Raw genomic sequence first — 18545 nt, forward strand, 5'->3', positions numbered from 1 at the left:
GAAAGCTATGGCGATGTTTCGCGTGGAGGCGGAAAGCCTCAACATCATTGACGGCTTCAAAGTGGAGACCCTGGCCGCGGCTTCAGGCGGTCAAACCTTGAAAGCCGAGAGCAAGGCGCCGGAGTCGCGGGCGCAGTTCACCTTTACCGGCGAAGACGGGATCTATGACCTCGACATCGGCCATTTCGACGAGAACGACGGCTCGGCCACGCTAACAGTTCTGGTGAACGGAATAGAGGTTGGCAGCTTTGTGCTGGATCAGGAACTTGGCAGCCACCTCGCCAACCAGCAGACGCATACCGTCCGCCGCATCGAAAACGTGGCGTTGCAAGACGGCGATACCTTCGAGATATTGGGAATGCGCGACGGCGGAGAGCCGGTGCGCATGGATTACATCGACTTCACGCTGACCGGACCGGGAACGGATGTCATCGAGGTGGATACGCCGCTCGACGTGACCGATGCCTCAGACGGCCTGACCTCGCTGCGTGAAGCCATCGCTATGGCAAACGCGGATCCCGACGCCAATACGATTACCTTCAACACCGACGTTTTCAACGATGAGCCGCAGGATGTCATCAGGCTGACTCAAGGTGCGCTCCTTATCACCTCCGACCTTACAATCGATGGCGATCTGAACGATGACGGGCAGCCCGATATTATCGTCTCGGGCGACGTCCTTGGCGACGATGTGACCACCACTGACCCGTTCGGAAAGACGATTACGAACGCGCCCGCAAACCCATTTGATTCCGACAACAGCTATAGCGTCTTCTCCTTCCGCGACTCATCCGAGGCCACTTTGGACGGTCTGGTTGTCACCGGTGCGGGCAGTCCCGGCGATGAAGGCTCAGCGATTGTCGTCGGCTATGGGGCCAATCTCACCGTTCGCAATTCGAGCCTGTCCGGAAACACGAGCAATACTTGGGGCGCCGCCCTCTACAATAGCGGGACAACGATACTCGAAGACACGGCCGTCGCCTTCAACGTAGCCGGCGCGATGTTCAACGAGGGTCTGCTCACCCTCTCGACTGTCACTGCGACCGACAACTCATCTCAGGCACTGTTTAATTATGGCTCCCTCGAGATTTTCGACTCGCGGTTCGCGGGAAACACAAGTGGCCTGACTAACTTTAACGGCGGCACCGCCACGATCCAGTCGTCCGATTTCACGAACCATATCCGGGGCGCGATCTATAACGACGGGACGCTGAACATGACCGGCGGCAGCATCTTGAACAATACCAATACTGCTTCGGGCGCGGGCCTCAGAAACAACGGAGGCACAGCAACCTTGGACGGCGTCGTGATCTCGGGCAACGTTGCGCCTGGCGGCGGCGGGATCTGGAATGAAGGCACACTGACGCTCACCAACGCGTTGATGTCGGAAAACCGGGCGTCGGGCGAGGACGGCGGCGCGGTCCTGAATGACGGCACCCTCATTCTGTCCAATTCCATGCTGACCGAGAATTCGGCGTCCGAATCCGGTGGTGGCATCGCCAATCGCGGGATGCTCACGCTCAGCGACAGCACGATCACCGGGAGTTTGGCGGAGGGCGGCGCAGCCATTACCAACGACCCGGGCGCAACGGCGGACATCACCAATGTCACCATCGCCGGCAACTATGTCGCCGTGAATAGCGGCGCAGTCTCAAATAGCGGCGACATGACGATCCTGAACAGCACGGTGACCGGCAACACCAGCGTCGCGGATTACAATGCAGGCGTCTTTAACATCGGAACGCTTCAAATCGGCAATTCGATTGTGCTCGGCAACACCCCGGGCGAAACCTACGGCGTGATGACCGAGACCGGCCCGAATATCATCGGCGGCCTTGATCCGGCAGATGTCTTTGTGGCCATTGATCCGGTGACGGGCGGCGGCCTTCTTGCGGACAATGGTGGCCCGACCGAAACCGTTGCCATCTTGGCCGGTGGGCCGGCCGCAGGCGCAGCCAATCCCGCCACCGCCACGCCCGCGGACCAGCGCGGCGTTCCGCGCGACGTCGCGCCAGACCTCGGCGCCTTTGAGGCGCAGCAGGGTCCTCCGCCGGAACCCTTCCGGATCGAGGCGGAGGACCTCACCCGCGACGTTGCGTTCAAGGTCAAGAACCTCGCCTCGGCCTCGGCCAACCAAGTCTTGCAGGCTGACGGGAGCGCAGAGCAACGTGCGTCCTACGTCTTTGACCGCCCGGCCGGCACCTACAGCCTCACCATCGGCTATTTCGACGAGAACGATGGTGTCTCCAGCTTTGCCGTCTTCGTCGATGGCGTCGAAATCGGCAACTGGTTGTGGGATGAGGAGCTTGGCAGCGCATTCGCCGACAATATGACCGCCACAACCCACACGATCCAAGGTGTAAACATCAGTCAAGGCGAGGTGATCGAATTCGTTGGGATGAAGGATGCTGGCGAACCGCTGCGCTTTGACTATGTCGATTTTGCCCCCACCGGTCAGGTCACGGATACGACGCCGCCGCAGGTCGACACCGCTTCCGCACCCGGCATTGGCAATGCGCAGCAAGGGGATGCCACCACACAGGTGACGGTAACCTATTCGGATAACGTCGCGCTGGATGTCTCGTCATTCGACACGGAAGATATCAGAGTGACGGGACCTGGCGGCATTGACGTGGACGTCACAGGCTTCTCCGTCGATACACCGTCGGACGGAACTCCGCGCACCGTCACCTACACGATCGCGGCCCCGGGCGGCACCTGGGATCCCGCTGACAATGGCATCTATTCGGTTTCGCTCGACGTCCTAGAGGTTTTCGATACCGCATTCAACGAAGCGGAGGGTATCGTCGACTTGGCCGCGTTCACCGTCGCCATCGATGACCAGCCGCCGCCCGCGTCCTTCCGGAAGGAGGCAGAGGATTTCGATATCCTGACCAGCTACACAGCCAAGTCGCTCTCGGCGGCGTCGGGAGACGCAGTGCTCCAGGCCGTTGGTAGCGGCGAAAAGCGGGCGAGCTTCGCCTTCGACCAACCGACCGGCAACTACGATCTCAAGATCGGCTATTTCGACGAAAACGACGGTGAGGCGAGCTTCCGACTGCTGGTTGATGGCGTCGAGATCGACAGCTTTGTGTGGAACCAAGATCTCGGCAGTCCGCTTGCCAATGCGACAACGGCCACCACCCGTGACCTCCTCGGCATCTCGCTTCAGAACGGCTCCGTTATCGAAGTGATCGGTCAAAAGGACGGGAGCGAGCCAGCCCGATTCGACTATGTCGACTTCATCGGCCTGCCGGTGGGAACGCCGGACAACAACGTCGTCGTGGGCACGCCCGAGGTCGAAAACATCAATGCAGGCATCGGCAACGACACTCTTTCAGGCGGTTCAGGGAACGACATTCTTGCAGGCGGCCCCGGCAACGACATTCTGGTTGGAGGTCCCTCAAACCCAACACTCGGGCTGAACTTTACAGGCACGCTAACGTCACAGCTTCCATTTCGTCCTCCAGACACCATGGGTGCGGTCGGGAATGACCATATCGTCGAAATGCTCAACGGACGTTTCGCGGTCTATGATCAAACTTCTGGAAATATTATTCAGGCTCAGTCGACAGATCAATTTTGGCGAGACGCCGGAGTAACCCTTTTAGATTCTGCCGTGGATCCGCGCATCTTGTATGATCCCATTGCGGAACGATGGATTGCTACTGCTTTCCAAAGAACGACAAATTTATATCTGCTCGCAGCGTCGCTTTCCGCAGATCCCACTGACGGCTGGGCAGGATTCTCGCTAGCTTCCGCAGAATACGCTGGTATAGATTTACCGACCTTAGGGTTCAATGCGGACATTGTCGTCGTCAATACTTCAAATGAGATGCTGACCATTCCAAAAGAAGATCTCTATAATGGAAATTTTGAAAGTGCGCAATTTTTGCTCGCAGAACCCGATCCAGGTCGCGGTAAATACCAGCCGATCGTCGACCTGGACAATAGTGGAATGCCTTTTCCGATATTCTCATTCAACTGGATTGCGGGAAATTCGGTACAGGTAGCCACGGTGAATGGAACTGCAACTTCCCCTTCAATAAATGTCCAAGTACCTGATAGCGTCATTTTTGATCAAATCTATGGTCCTCCGCCAAATGCGCAACAGCCTGGAACGAATGTACACCTGGAGACAATTGACAATCGTTTTTTGACGAACCTGATTTTACAGGAAGGGTCCGTCTGGGGAGTGCATCACGTTGAGGAAAACGGTCGCGCAGCGTTGCATTGGTTTCAGATCGACGCAGAAACAAATACATTGCTTAATGATGGTTTAATCCCTGACGCCGAGTTGGATCTTTATTTCGGCTCAATTGCTGTCAACGACTATGGGAATGTCGTAATTGGTTATAATGGCTCCAGCGGAAGTCAATTCGTAAGCAGTTATGCTGTTACGGCGAAGTTGGCGCAAGATGGGTCCATAACTTTCGATGAACCCGTGCTTCTGAAGGCTGGTGTTGCTCCCTACGTAGGCGCTGGTGGCTTCGATCCGGATACGACGCGGTGGGGTGACTACAGTGCCACGGTGTTGGATCCAGACGATCCATACACGTTCTGGACGTTCCAGGAGGTCGTTGTGTCCGAGAATGTGGGCGCCACCCAAATCACCGAGATTGACCTCCTAGGCCGTGGAGTTCCCGACAACGACCAGCTGTCGGGCGGTCCGGGCAACGATACCCTGAGCGGCGGCAACGGCCTCGACGTCTTTTTATTCAACACCACCGACATCAGTTCTGCCAATGCAGAGCCTGACTTGGATCAGATCCTCGACTTCCAGATCTCCGCTGATCGGATCGAATTTATCGACGACGCGAACGTCGGTTTGAGTGGCGCCGTCGCTGCGGGCAACCAGACCGAATTCCTCGACCTCGGGGACAGCTTCGGGCCCCTTGGAAACCCAGGGGACATCTTTCTGACGATGGACGGGGCCGACACTCAGATCGTTGCCGATTATGATAACTCGGGCAGCCTATCGAGCCTGGACCAAGTTGTCATTGTTGACGACGTTGACCCGCTCAAGCTTTTGGCTGACATTTTCGTTTTCGTGTGAGGGTGGTCTTCTATTTACCTGGCAAACAGCAGAGTCTGCGTATCCCCTGACGAACACCCAGCCTTTTGCTTCGCCGGCGACCTTGATATCGTACAGTTGATCTTCTGCAGAAGTCGGGTTCTGCTTGTCAGTCGAATGACGACTATATCCAACAAAACGCATTCAAACCTCCTTGGATGAAGTAGCACTTGCTCGGTTGTCTTCGGCGAATTGAGCAGAGGCGAATGCCTTCCCAATTTCACACGAGATGAGCTTGAGCTTAGAGTGCGCATCCTCTGGTATCCTAGAACTCGGGCGCACAAAATATTCGTATCGGGTGCGAGGATCTCGTTTCCTGCATATGATTACTGTACTGGCATTCTACTTTTCGCCCGAGTTAAACCCACAAACACTGTACACGAAAAGGCCGATGAAATATTGCCAATGGTGGTTGATTGCCAATTAAATTCAACACCTTAAAGGCTAAATCTACCACCACCGATCACACAGGGTTCTTTTTAGCAGCATTGTGATTTGAGGTGTCAATTTGGGGCAAATACTGGCGGCGTGCCTGCCTCACTTTGGCTACGCGAATCAGTCTATCGAGTGCAAATACCTGCTTTGAGTTGGCCAAGAACAGGCAGAAAAGGACAAGTGCCGAGGTGGTCCCAGTAACTCGACCAGTTTGCAGCCAACTTAAGGTGGATCAGGGTTTCATTTAGGCTGCTGATCTCATTGGTTCCATTTTTCTGTCATAGGCTTCATCTGGGGTCAAGATTCCGTGCGTGGAATGTGGCCGTTCGGCGTTGTAGTACGCGATCCATTTTTTAATCCCGGTGCGTGTTTCCGAACCGGTTTCAAATGCATTGAGATAGATGCACTCGTATTTCAGGGAACGCCAAAGCCTTTCTATCAGTCGGTTGTCCGTTGCCCGGCAGTCGAATTCGCAGAATTCGATGAGAGGGGGCCACCGACCTTTCCCGTCCATGCACTGCCCGGCAGCGCATGTTTACATGCGCGAGAGAGGGGATATCTCTACGTCCGCATCTTTCAGCGCATTCGTCCATTCAAACCCAGTGAACTGACTGCCCTGATCGCTGTTCATTATCGCTGGTTTCCCATATTTTGCGATGGCCTCTTTCAGGGCTTCAACACAAAAGTCAGCCTCCATGCTGTTGGACAATCGCCAACTGAGAACTTTACGGCTGAACCAGTCCATGATCGCGACCAGATACAGAAATCCGCGCCGCATAGGAATGTAGGTGATATCAACGCACCAGACCTGATTTGGCCGATCAATCGTCAGCCCCCGGAGCAGGTAAGGGTAAATCTTATGCTGAGGGTGTTTCTTGCTCGTGTTTGGCGTCTGATAGATTGGAACCAAGCGCATAAGCCGCATCAGGCGGCGCACACGATGGCGACCGCATTTGTGACCCTGCCGCTGCATATACCGTTGTTGTTGGACACTTATTATTGCAGTAACCGGAAGAGCCCGGAGGATGGCGGAAGAAGCCGGATGGAACCTTATAAACAAGAGTCTTTGTGTCGGCAGGCCACATCCTGGACAGGTATGATGGATGTCCTTCAAAACAGATTTAAACGGGCCTTTCGCGCCGTTTGCCCAATATTGGGGCACCTTTCTTTGCAAATTATTCTGACGTCTCTGAGAGGCCTATAAATAAGGTTGATCGGCCATTGCAATCGCCTCGGCACCCCAGCAAGCACGCTTATTTTGAGGGTCATAACTGGGAAATCCCGCGCCAAGTTTGTTCACGGCTTCCCAGAAAGAGACTAACTGTTATAAATCATGCAGTTAAATAATTTTTGTCTCCTGTTTTTTCTGATGGAAGTGGGAAACGATTTCTCAATTTTCACGACACGCTCAAAAGGCTTACGCTACCTCTTCTGCTGGGCTGAAGAGCTAATAACATCGCGAAGGTACAGTTTCGAACGACACGCAGAAAACTCCAAACCTGCGCAATCAGCGAACAATGCTGCTGGCGCAGTAAGTCGTAACTAAGGGCGGACTCCGGTCAAACACTGCTCAGAAAATATTGGCGAATTTTTTAGAAACGGTTGTTTAGGGCGTCGCCGTGCGAATTCATTCTTGTCTGGGGGTATCTGGAGTTCATATCAGGCTCAGAACTGAAGGTCGTAGGTTAAAATCCTACTCCCGCAACCACGTTCACCGAACTCGCAAGTGTGTTCGCGTCTGGCCCTTCGCCCCCTATTTCGTTCCCGAAATCGTGCAAGCGTCTATCGCATCTGTCGCACCGAGATATTGCGCCCTCTGTTGGAGCCCCAGCACTCCTTTGCTCAGTTCGCAGGCGGCTTGAGTGCTAAGAACATCCCAAACGCGCACCACACCGTCGTCACCGGAACTCGCAAATTTCTGACCATCCGGATGGGCGGCGAGGCGCCAGATTGAAGCGGTATGTGCATTCGGTATGTGGCCCACCAACTTTCCGTATGTCATATCCCAGATGTGCAGCCCTCCGCGCCGGTCACTTGCAACAAGGGTCGCGCCGTCACCGAGAATGAGGACATCCGTCGCGCCTCTTACATGCCCGGTAAAATCTTTCAGTCGCTCACCATTGGGCAGCTTCCAAATCGACACGATTTCGTCGCTGTCCGCCGCAGCCAGTAACGAACCGTCTTTGCTGAAAGACACCGACCAAACGAGATTATTTGAAACATCCAGAATCGTCGGCTCCGCCTCCTCCGCCAGAGACCAGATATGGACCTGACCCCGGCTTGTCGAAAGCGCAACTTTGGAAGCACCAAAATCCATCGCCGCTCGCGTGACACTGCCTCTCTCGGGTTTGAAAAGTCGTATTGTGTTTTTCGTTTCCAAGTCGATCAGGTGCGCGGCACTTTCCGCCGCCACCAGAAGTTTGGAGCCGTCCGAAGAAAAGTTCAGAGACCAGATCGCCTCACCAATGGGTGAAAGATTGACCTGCGCTCCCGCGAAATCAGTACTTGAAATGATAATCTGGCCATTTCGGTCCGCAGTTGCGAGACGTTTGCCATCGGGCGACAGCGCCACGGCCCAGACCTGATGCCGATGCAAAGGCATCGTCGATACGGTTGAATTCTCCGCAAACTCGGACACCGCAATTGAACCGTTGGTGTCCCCAACGGCCAAATGGCTGTTGCCAAGCGCCAAGCCCTTGACTTGCGCTCCGTTGGTAAGCCTGTAATCCTTCGAGAGGGGCACCTTTGGCCCCAGGCGCCAGAACCTGACTTGCTGATCAGCGCCCAGTGTCGCAGCTATTCGCTGATTATCCGACAACGCAATATCTAGGATTCTCCCTGTATGGCCGGATGGCGAGCGGGCTTCCAATTCCTGGTTTTTCACATCCCATATCGAGAGCTTTCCTTCAGCGTTACCTCCGACCAGCCTCCAACCATCAGACATGAATTCTACGGCACCTATAGTCTCTGTCGCAGGAAACGCTCTACCGACGGCCTTGCCGGATCCGATTTCGACAATTGCAGAGCTGCCGTCGCTGCTCACGGTGGCCAGAAATGCTCCGTCATCGCTGAAGGAAAGACCCCATACATCACTGGAATGCAGGGTGGTCAGCGATGGGAATAATGCCTCGCCCGCAGGATACTGCCAGGCCCAGACCTCGCCCGCTCCATTGCCTGCAACCAGAGCGCGACCGTCTGGACTGAAAGCGACACTGGTGAAGTCCCCGTTTCTGGTTGCAATAATTCTACCGTCTGCACCGCCCCTGTCAGAAATCGACCATATCCGAACACGGCCATCCTCTCCTACTGTAGCAATGGTCGGATCGTTCGGGTGGAACGCCAGTCGCCAAAGGATGTCGCTTGTTTCGCCCAGTAGCCACGGCTCTTCGGCAAAACCGCCGCTGTACGGCCAGAAAACTATGCGCCCGCTATCGCCCACCGCGGCAAACCCGTCACCATGTGGCGAGAATGCGATGTCCTGAACACCCCCGATATCACTTACAAGCTCTTCGGCCACCTGGTGTCGAGTTGCGGTATCCAGAATACGAACCATTCCGTCACGTCCTCCTGTCACAACAGAGCCTCCGTCTGGAGAAATCGCAATTGAAAGAGCGTCCCTCGCAGGAACAAGCGCACCCATCGGCGCTGGAGTTCCCTTGGAAAGGTTAAGACGCGCTCGAAGCAATGCTACCCGGGCATCAAATGTGGTCTGCGGGCTACGCGAACGTGAAATCGACTGGACCGCTAGGTTCAGTGCCAGTAACGGATCATCTGTAGCGTATCCTGCCGCTGCAGCGCTAAGAGCGCTCGCAAAACTGTCGTTGGCCCTAATTGTTGCGGCGTCTGCTATTGCCGCGTTCGCCTGAGCGTGTCGTGACTGTTTTAAGGCGATAACGGAGGCCGCAGTTGCTCCAATCGCCAGAGCTGCAAGCGTTCCCACTGCCGCAAATTGTAGACGGTGCCGTTGCGCACGCCTGTTGTTGGCCTCCTTCTGCGCAGCTTCCTGGGCCATAGAACCGGCCTCCAGAAACTCCCTTTCTTTAGCTCCTGCCTTGTCTTGGTTGTTCTCAAACCATTCCAGCACATATCCCAATCGCGCGCCTCTAAGCAGCATCTCGGAGTCGCGACCTGCCTCGATCCACTCTTCAGCCATCTGAACAATTCGAAGGCGTAGCCGCAAATCTCCTCTGGACCGCTCAATCCACCGACTCAGACGCGGCCAAGATCGCAGCAATGCTTCGTGGGTAATCTGCACGGTCTCGTCGTCAATGGTAAGAAGCCGCGCTTCCGTCAACCGTTTAACAACCCTCTCCATGACAGGCGCATCTCTGTCGCCCTTCAATTCCGAACGCGCAAGAACGCGGCGTGCATCGGCGCCACCTTCACCCGGTGTTACCAGATTGAGCAGTAAGCGTTCCGCGACGCGGCGTTCATCATCCGAAAAGTCATTGTCAAAAACGACATCAGCAGTCTGACGAATGGCACCGGCCATGCCGCCACTACCGCGATATCCTTCATAAGTGAGCGTGGCGCCCAGGCGACGCACCCAGGTTTCCACCAACGCATGCGAGATCAACGGCAGAACACCTGCATCGTTGCCGGCTTCGGACACAATCGCGTCGACCAGATATTGTTCCACGTAGATGCCCGCGCGCCTTGCCGGTTCCACAATTGCGCGGCGCAAATCTCTGGCGGTCATCGGGCCGACAAGAACTTGATTGCGACTGACTGCTTCGGCAAGCCACGGAACAGCAGCACAGTTCTGATAGAAATCCGCGCGGATCGTTATGACGACCCGCACCTTGCTGTCGGCAGGGTCTGTGAGCGCCGCAAGAGCATCGACGAAATCCTGCGTCACCTCTGGCGCGTTGAGCGTGAAGAGTTCCTCGAATTGATCGATGGCCAGCAACAGCGGTTCTGAGCCAGCGTCCAACAGCACCTGCCGGGCGACTGAGGGTCGCGCAACAAATTCGTCCAGCCGGACTCTGGCATTTTCATGATTGCCGCGCAGGCGGAAAAACAACTCGGAGAGTGCGTCGGTTCCAGGCGTAAACAGTTCGATCCGCCAACCTTCGCTACCAGTTATACTGCCTTGCCGCAGAGAGGATATGAGACCTGCGCGGATGAGCGAACTTTTTCCGCTTCCTGAAGAGCCGCCAACAACCAGAACTTTCAGAGATTTTAACCGCTGGAGCAAATCTGCAACAAGTTCCTCACGGCCGAAGAAACGGTCAGCGTCTTCCGGCTGAAACGCACTCAGACCGCGATAAGGGCAATCCGCACCCGGCGTTGGCAACGCGTTGCCATCGTGTCGTGCGATAGTAGGATCCGGCATTTTAGCAGCGATCCGGGCCATCACATCGTGGGCCGCGCTGCTCCAGGCCTGGATATCATCGAAACGCCTAACAGGGTCCAATGCCATTCCCAGCAGGAAGAAATCCCTCCACGGTTTTTCCTGGAACTTGATTTCAGCTTCGACGAATGCTGAATCAGGAGGGCGCGCTCCGGTGGTCGCATACCAGAGCACCGCGGATGCTGAGTAAATGTCGGCGGCACGGCTGACTCCACCGTCCGCTCCAAATTGCTCTGGCGCCATATAGGCCGGTGTTCCACCGAGGAGGAGAGAGGATTGATTGTCACTCGACAGATCCCTTGCGATTCCCAGATCTCCAATCATCACCCTTTCCAAAAGAAATTGCTGATCTCCCGGCAACGGCATCGCCACGGTCAGGTTTTGACAACCGCTCGCAATGGTCTCCTGCGGCAACCGTGTGCCAATTGTTTGGTAGAGAATATTTTCTGGTTTCACGTCTCTGTGGACTATGCCGGCGCGGTGGATCGCGGACAGACCGGATGACAGCGCATCCACCAATTGCAGGATGTCTTGCTGCGGCAATCCGGCGCCTTCCTTGCGACGGGCCTGAAGTTGGTTTGCCAACGTTCCCAGGTCAGCATAATCCATGACAAAATACGGGCTGCCGTCCGAAAGCCGCCCGACATCGTGAATCCCAACGATATTATAGGACTTCATCCGCCGCAGCAGTCGCGCTTCTTCAATAAAGCGTTGCTTGAGATTCATGTCCTTTTCGTCATGAAACAAGAGGATCTTGATGGCGACTTCCGCAGTGAGTTCTTCGTCCCAAGCCAGCGCCACAACCGCAAATCCACCGCGCGCGATTTCACGGCGAACCACGTAGCGCCCGACATATTCCGGGAGTTCCATCGACGTTCTTAGGTCAGAAATGATCGGAAACGTCGAGGCAAACGAACTCCTTGGGGTCGATAATATCGTGGTTACGATCAGCTGCAGAAACGCAGAGCGAAACCGCCTCGCGACGTTGCGCGACGGATGCCGCACCCGTGGTCGTGTACATTGGGTAGGCATCCATCGGGTGCCAATTCCCTTGCGAAACATTGTGTTCTGTTTCTGCGTTGTTGCTGACCTGTTTCACATCAAACAGTTCACCCCACCAGATGTGAAAATGGTTCTTCGAGATATCAGGGTTGAAATTCGATTTCAGTCCAATGGCCAACTCGTCGCCGTCGTTGGCAACGGACATGATTTCGATCAAACATCCGTCAACAGGGCATGCATTGGACTCTTGCCCATCGACCGAATTAACAAAACTGCCGTCCGTAAACAAAAACAACGCTACAAAAAGCGCGCACCCTATAGCTTTGCTGTGTCCCATGATTCATCGGTCTCCCTGTTCATCTTGGTAATTGCGCTGAACACTATTGTGTGTAAATGTAATACAATTCCGCGAAAATTCCAGCGTGCTTCCAAAGGCACGGTAGGGCACCCATCGTTGGGGAGTAGCGTATGCGAGTCGTTGGCGCCGCGTTGATCGCGGACGTTTCCAATAGCACCCCGCTTTACGAAAGAGTGGGAGCGCAGGTCGCCTTTTCAAGAATCCGCCTGCGGGTGGAAGAATTGCGTGTGCAGGTGTGCAAGGCGCAGGGTGTTTTCGTTCACTCCAAAGGGGACGACATACTGGCGTTCTTTCAGAATGCTGACGCTGCTGTCAAAGTGGCCGAGATCGCGATCGCGAGACAGTCAGAAGGCGCTCTCAAGGTCCATGCAGGAGTGAGTTGGGGCAACATGCTGCTTTTGCCAAGTGACCTTTACGGGGTCCCGGTCAATATCGCTTCGCGTCTAGCATCTCTGGCCAAGCCCCATGAGGTGTTGGTTTACGGGACTTGTTTCAAACAGCTCAGCAGGCCAGTCCGCGAGACCCTCCGAGAAGTGGATGTATTGCGTCTCAAAGGGTCCACTGACGGCAAGGTCGTGTATTCCCATGTTGCCGAGGATCCCTCCGGTAGGACAGCTAATTTTATTTCAAGGCCCGGGAAAACCATCAAATCGACAGATATCTCCTTGAAACACAAAACCCACGTCAAATGGCTGACCGAAGGCGGCGAATTGACTTTTGGTCGAGCTTCCGACTGTGACTTGGTGGTATCAGCGCCTTGGGTTTCTCGAAGACATGCTACGATTTCGGTCGTCAACGGCATCGTGGAATTTAGAGATCACAGTACGCTCGGAAGCTATCTGAGAATGGCCCAGAGCACTGAAACGGTGCTACGTCGCACGAGCGTTACGCTAACCGGAACGGGACTTATTTCTCTGGGCGCGCCCATTCTTCAATCAACTGAAGCTATCATTGAATTTTCTCTGGCAGGTTCCGAGTAGCCCGCTTCTGGTGCGGTCATGTGTGGACGTATATGGAGGCCGCGTTATTGCAACAGTCTGTTTGGAGATGGATTTCCGTTAATCTTCGCCTCTGAGCAGCCCCACTTGAGTATCCGTGATGGTCAAGGGCATTCTTGAGACCATTTTCCACCTTTGGTGATCAAAGCATTGGCGAGGACGAGCAGTTTGCGCGTGATCGCTGTGATGACGAGTTTTGCAGGTTTTGATTGTGCAGTTATAGCGCAGGCCTTGTTGTGAAGGTCTTGGTGACCTGTCCTATGACTTCCTTGGCGAGCTTGCGCGCTTCGTCCACGGTTGTCTTGCCATGCCGCCCGATGGACACCCCGCGGGTTCTTCCGCCTTTGCGATATTGCGCCTGATAGGTCTTGGTTCTCGTTGGCATCACACGCAGCCAAAAAGCTACCGGGTAATTTTTGATTGAGGATTGGTCGCGGGTCTCTCGATTGGCCGCGTAGGAGGCCAGAAATGCCCGCTCGGGCGATCTGAAGGCTGGCGTGGTCCACCCACATTGCGAAATCAGCCATTCTAGGGGTGTCTGAGAGGATCGCCTTGTCAATTCTGGAAAGAGCGATCAATACCGCATCCAGAAGTGCCAAAGGGCGGCTGCAATTCAAGTTGTTCTGTATTTCTTGACTTGTTCGAGACAATCAAAAAGCATGCTATTTCTGCAGGGGTTTCTCCGGAAGGGCTATGCCGCGGTAATCCCCCCATTTTTAATGGGGCTCAGCCGTAGAATTCATGCGGCCATTTTCAGTTTCATGGCAGGTGCGATCCCGCCGATGCCCATGTTGGGTCGGTCGTTGTTGTAAGTCCAGAGCCATTCTGTGGCCTGCTCCTGTGCCTCCTCAATGGTTTCAAATATGTATTGCCCCAGCCATTCTCCGCGAACCGTGCGATTGTAGCGCTCGATATAGGCATTCTGTTGCGGCTTTCCGGGCTGGATATATTCAAGCCGGATGCCCTGTTTCTCAGCCCACGCCATCAGCTTTCCACTGACATATTCGGGGCCATTATCGACTCGAATGATCTTGGGTTTGCCACGCCATTCAATGATATGGTCCAAACTTCGGACAACCCGATCTGCGGGTAGCGAGAAGTCAACTTCGATGCCCAAGCCCTCGCGATTGAAATCATCCAGCACGTTCAACGTCCTAATCGACCGCCCGTCAGCCAACTGGTCCGCCATAAAATCCATCGACCAGGTGTCATTTGGCATGTCTGGCACTGCCAGTGGTTCCGGTTTGTCCCTCTTCAGGCGCTTCTTGGGCTTGATCCGCAGGTTCAACTCCAACTCGCAGTAGATCCGGTAAACCCGTTTGTGGTTCCAGCCATAGCCTTTGACGTTACGCAGATAGAGAAAACATAATCCGAAACCCCAGGTTCGACGGTTGCTCGTCAACCTCACCAACCAGTCAGCAATTTCCGCATTTTCATCGCTCAGCTTGCGCTCGTAACGATAATAGGTCTCGCTGATGAAAAATGTCCGGCAGGCCAGCGCGATGCTGACCCTGTGGTGTGCGACCGCATGAACAGCCATCCACTGACCGGCAGGTGAATGGCACATTCACCGAGAGGCTCCTTGCGCAGGGATGGCCTTAGTGCTTTTTTCCGAGCGCCTCCTTCAGAAGCTCATTCTGCATGCTCATCTCGGCATACATCTTCTTCAGTCGCCGGTTTTGCTCTGCCAAATCTTTCATCTCGCCAATCAGCGATGCATCCATGCCACCAAATTTGGCCCGCCACTTGTAAAAGGAGGCGCTGCTCATCCCATGCTCCCGGCACAGTTCAGAGACAGGCACACCGCCCTCTGCCTGCTTCAGTATGCCCATGATCTGCGCATCGCTATATCGTGCTGTCTTCATCAAAAATCTCCTCAAATATCTTGCCGAGAAAATTCTACTTTTGAACACCACTAATTTTAGGGGGATTACCAGATGTTTCGAAGGGTTGCAGCGGCCGTTCTCGCATTGTCGGAAGGCAGCCAACAACCGGAGTATCTAGTGCGCTTAACTAATGAAGTTTATTTTAAAATTCCGGAGCCAACACGTTGCGACTTCTTGGCATCGGCCCCCTACAATTCCGTCGGAGTGACCGGGGTGGGCTTCGAAAGAATTGACTTCCGCGCTGCAATTCCTGACTGCAAAAAAGCGCTCCAGGCAGACCCCCTGCATCCGCGACTCCTTTACAATCTTGGGAGATCCCATGATGCGGCAGGGAATTTTGACACAGCAGTGGAGCTCTATCACCAATCGTCCGAGTTGGGGTACGCGGCGGCCACAAGCAGCCTTGGTGTGATGTACATAAATGGCCAAGGCACGAAACAGGATTTTGACGAAGGGACCAGATTACTGAGAAATGCTAGGTCTCTTGGATCACGATCCGCAAAGATTTCACTAACATACTCGGATTTCTCAGTCCTGTTTGACACAATTGAATTTCAGGAGGTTCAACGCCGTCTTAAAGATCTCGGACACTATTCCGGAAGTATTGACGGAGATTTTGGGCCTGCCTCGAAGAAAGCGCTGGAAAATTTCCACATAGCTTCTGACTTTCGTGCGTCCGGGCTTACACTTGAGACATTGGACGGACTTGGTCTACTCAGTATCATCCCGCCTTACGAGTTAAACTAAAAAACAATCTAAACATTTACTACAGTGAACTTGGGACACATAAAATCAGCTGATGTGATCTTCGGTTCAGCTGAAGCGAATGGCGGAGTCGCGCGAATAATGGCTATTCCAAATGTCATAGTGACAGTCTGCTATCAATGAATTGGGTTCCAGTGCTAGGTCTGTTTCAGACTGACAGCGGTCGTTGGACGGAAGTTGCACCAACGGCTGGTTGAGGCCGTTCTTGACCGTGATGGAAGATGCGATTGCTCCGATTGCACCACCACGCACATTTCAGCATTAAGGGCGGAGAGCCGACTGCGATGTGCACCAACGGCAAAGTTGCGGACTTAGCGGTTATTCACCAAATGTCTTGTGTGGATGGCTCCTGCATAGCAAGACATTTTTGCGGTGATCCGCGCATTTGTCAGAAGCAGTCTTGTGTCCGGCCTGTTTGCGCGGTTTTGACCGCTGGCCCTCCCTTTCGGGACATTGCTGCGCAATGCCCTGCCGGGCAGTGGATGGGTTCCGCGAACCAAGTCCCTTTCTGCTTTGCGGGCAATAATGCCCGGGACATTCGACGGGGTGTCTTGGTTGTTGCGGCTGACTTTTGCACCATCACTTCGCAGGTCTTGCTATCTCGTGTTGTTTAGGTGTTTTCAGATTGTTCTCGGCGTGTACGGCTCATTCTTTGTCAAAACTGCCCAGACGATCCGTGCCGTTTTATTCGCCATTGCCACAGTTGCTAAGCGTGCTGGTTTGCGTTCCAAAAGGGCTGTTAGCCATTTGCTCGCCCTTTCCGGGTGGGATCGAGTCTGTCGCACAAGCGATGTCATTCCTACGACAAGGAGCTGGCGCAAATATTGATCACCCATCCCTTGCCCGGCAGGGCATTGCGCAGCAATGTCCCGAGAGGGATGGTGATCCGGCCTAATCGCTCTTTCCCACCACTCGATTTGTTGGCAGGCGTCAATCCTATCCACGCAGCAAACTCTCGACCATTCCTGAACTGATGGCCATCGCCAATGCTAGCAGCGATCGCAGATGCCGTGACAGTGCCGACGCCAGGTATTGTTTGCAAGAGCCTCACGCGCGCGTCTCGCTTCGCCTCCAATCTCAGACGTGTCTCATACCATCTCACCTGCTCATGAAGGGCTCCAAGCCGCTGGCACAGATTGCGGAACACGTCCTGCGCAATAGTGGGAAGTTCCAGTTCAACGCCTTCGACCACACTTTGCGCAAAGCTGATCACCCGTGCGAGGCCACGGGCAATGTAGATACCAAACTCGGCCAACAGACTGCGAAGCGCATTGATCAATTGGGTGCGTTGTCGAACAATCAGACTTCGTGCCCGGTGCAAGGACAGAAGCGCTTGTTGGTCAACCGATTTGATTTCAACAAACCGCATCGTAGGCCGCGTGACTGCTTCGCAAATAGCCTCCGCATCAATCGCGTCAGACTTGCCGCGCTTCACATAAGGTTTGACATACATCGGCGGGATAAGCCGTACTTCATGTCCCACCTGGCTCAGCTCGCGCGCCCAGTGATGGCTGGTACCGCAGGCTTCAATCCCGACCAAACAAGGATCAAGGCGCTTAAAAAATGCCAGCACCTGCGCACGGCGCAACGGGCGATTGAATGCGACTTCACCTGCAACAGTGATACCGTGCACATGAAAGATGTTCTTGGCCAGGTCGAGGCCAACTGTTGTAACTTGCATTGGGTGGCTCCCCTCATTCGCAGATTTCGACACCTGCATTATGGCGCAAAGCGACGCCGGTTGGAGCAGGAGCCATCCACCCCATCTGCTTTCAAGGTCAATCCGTGTGGCGGACCCCCACCCCCATCAGAACGGGCATTGCCTGCGCGTCGGCTTCAATTTCGAAGACCTGTTCTACACGGATTGAGCTAAGGTGCGCCGCCTTGAGCGATTCCCTCATTTGAGGTTCCGTCAATCCAAAGCCGTCGTTGCCAGACGACTGCCAATCCCATTGCACAAACTGTCCGCCCCTTCTGAGGAGACCAGCTAACGCTGTCACCGCACCACTGTAGTCCGGCAGAAAGCCGCAAACGGAGGACGCGCAGATCAAATCAAAGTCCGAAAACCAATCTCCTACGTCCCGAATGTCGCCTGTCAGAACGTCCCCGTGAACGGCCCTGACGTTGCACAGATTCTTTTCCTTTAGGATCGCAATCATCTTGTCCGAGGTATCAACTGCAATCACTTCCATTACATGCGGTGCAATTTTTTCCGTCAGCAATCCCGTGCCGCATCCAAAGTCGAGAATCCGACTTGATTGCCAATTTTTCCCACGCATATCCACATGCGCGTCCAGCGCGGCAAAAGCCTGGGTTGCATAGAGTTTGACGTCGCTGTTGTCGTCCCATCCATCTGCATAGTCGTTCCAGTCGTCAGTCATTTTGCAGGCGTTTCCTCATGGATTTGCCACGATTCCAATACACGCGCCCTGAGGCAGGAACGATCGTGGCGATACCGGACATTGGCTGCGTTGCGGAAAACAGTCAATATGGGCTCTGACCAGCCATTCGCTGCGGTGTCCATGAACGGTAGCAGTGGGCCGTTCGCTCCAATTGGGCCTACAGCAGCAGCCTATAATACCTGGCGACCTAGTAGCTCGCGCTTTTCGCAGCGAATGGCTGGCAGTAGGTCGCAGAGAGATGGAACTGATTGTCAAGATGGGCGCCAACAACC

At 54.6% G+C, this 18545-nt stretch carries 8 protein-coding genes and 3 pseudogenes; 3 read left to right on the forward strand and 8 right to left on the reverse strand.

The genetic code is table 11. From position 1 onward, the window contains the following. The first annotated feature begins 7 nt into the window (after positions 1 to 7). On the forward strand, positions 8 to 5056 hold the full coding sequence (locus QPJ95_RS20125) for a choice-of-anchor Q domain-containing protein (protein ID WP_270920950.1): 5049 nt from the start codon (positions 8 to 10) through the stop codon (positions 5054 to 5056). On the opposite strand, the gene QPJ95_RS24365 is transcribed toward QPJ95_RS20125, so the two are convergent. From QPJ95_RS24365 to QPJ95_RS20140, 4 genes and pseudogenes are all read right to left on the reverse strand, one after another. Beyond that, positions 4976 to 5218, reverse strand: coding sequence for a recombinase family protein (locus QPJ95_RS24365; protein WP_390922642.1), 243 nt, complete (start codon positions 5216 to 5218; stop codon positions 4976 to 4978). The genes QPJ95_RS20125 and QPJ95_RS24365 overlap by 81 nt on opposite strands. 535 nt (positions 5219 to 5753) lie before the next feature. Further along, positions 5754 to 6503: pseudogene (locus tag QPJ95_RS20130) on the reverse strand (IS3 family transposase); the annotation flags it as partial. 759 nt (positions 6504 to 7262) lie between these two features. After that, positions 7263 to 11732, reverse strand: coding sequence for an nSTAND1 domain-containing NTPase (locus tag QPJ95_RS20135; protein ID WP_270920949.1), 4470 nt, complete (start codon positions 11730 to 11732; stop codon positions 7263 to 7265). Between the two features lie 13 nt (positions 11733 to 11745). Next, a complete protein-coding gene (locus QPJ95_RS20140; RefSeq protein WP_270920948.1) occupies positions 11746 to 12201 on the reverse strand; it encodes a hypothetical protein in 456 nt (151 codons plus the stop codon). Between the two features lie 131 nt (positions 12202 to 12332). Here QPJ95_RS20140 and QPJ95_RS20145 point away from each other — a divergent pair, with 131 nt between their 5' ends. Further along, positions 12333 to 13202, forward strand: coding sequence for an adenylate/guanylate cyclase domain-containing protein (locus tag QPJ95_RS20145; protein WP_270920947.1), 870 nt, complete (start codon positions 12333 to 12335; stop codon positions 13200 to 13202). A gap of 235 nt (positions 13203 to 13437) precedes the next feature. Here the strand turns inward: QPJ95_RS20145 and QPJ95_RS20150 are convergent, their stop codons facing one another. Together QPJ95_RS20150 and QPJ95_RS20155 are read right to left on the reverse strand one after the other, a co-directional pair. After that, entirely contained in the window at positions 13438 to 13605 is a 168-nt protein-coding gene (locus QPJ95_RS20150; RefSeq protein WP_286018194.1) for an Arm DNA-binding domain-containing protein, read from the reverse strand. Between the two features lie 354 nt (positions 13606 to 13959). Next, a pseudogene (locus tag QPJ95_RS20155) lies at positions 13960 to 15085 on the reverse strand (IS3 family transposase). Between the two features lie 72 nt (positions 15086 to 15157). On the opposite strand from QPJ95_RS20155, the gene QPJ95_RS20160 reads away from it, so the two are divergent. Then, the gene (locus tag QPJ95_RS20160; RefSeq protein WP_270920945.1) at positions 15158 to 15853 is read left to right on the forward strand and encodes a tetratricopeptide repeat protein; all 696 of its coding nucleotides are present in this window, start codon (positions 15158 to 15160) and stop codon (positions 15851 to 15853) included. A 638-nt stretch (positions 15854 to 16491) separates the two neighbouring features. On the opposite strand, the pseudogene QPJ95_RS20165 reads toward QPJ95_RS20160, so the two are convergent. Then, positions 16492 to 17552, reverse strand: a pseudogene (locus QPJ95_RS20165) (IS110 family transposase). Between the two features lie 97 nt (positions 17553 to 17649). Next, complete coding sequence (locus QPJ95_RS20170) at positions 17650 to 18252, reverse strand: class I SAM-dependent DNA methyltransferase (protein ID WP_270920998.1); 603 nt, start codon at positions 18250 to 18252, stop codon at positions 17650 to 17652. Between the last annotated feature and the right edge of the window lie 293 nt (positions 18253 to 18545).

This window comes from Parasedimentitalea psychrophila, assembly GCF_030285785.1.
GTDB lineage: Bacteria > Pseudomonadota > Alphaproteobacteria > Rhodobacterales > Rhodobacteraceae > Parasedimentitalea > Parasedimentitalea psychrophila.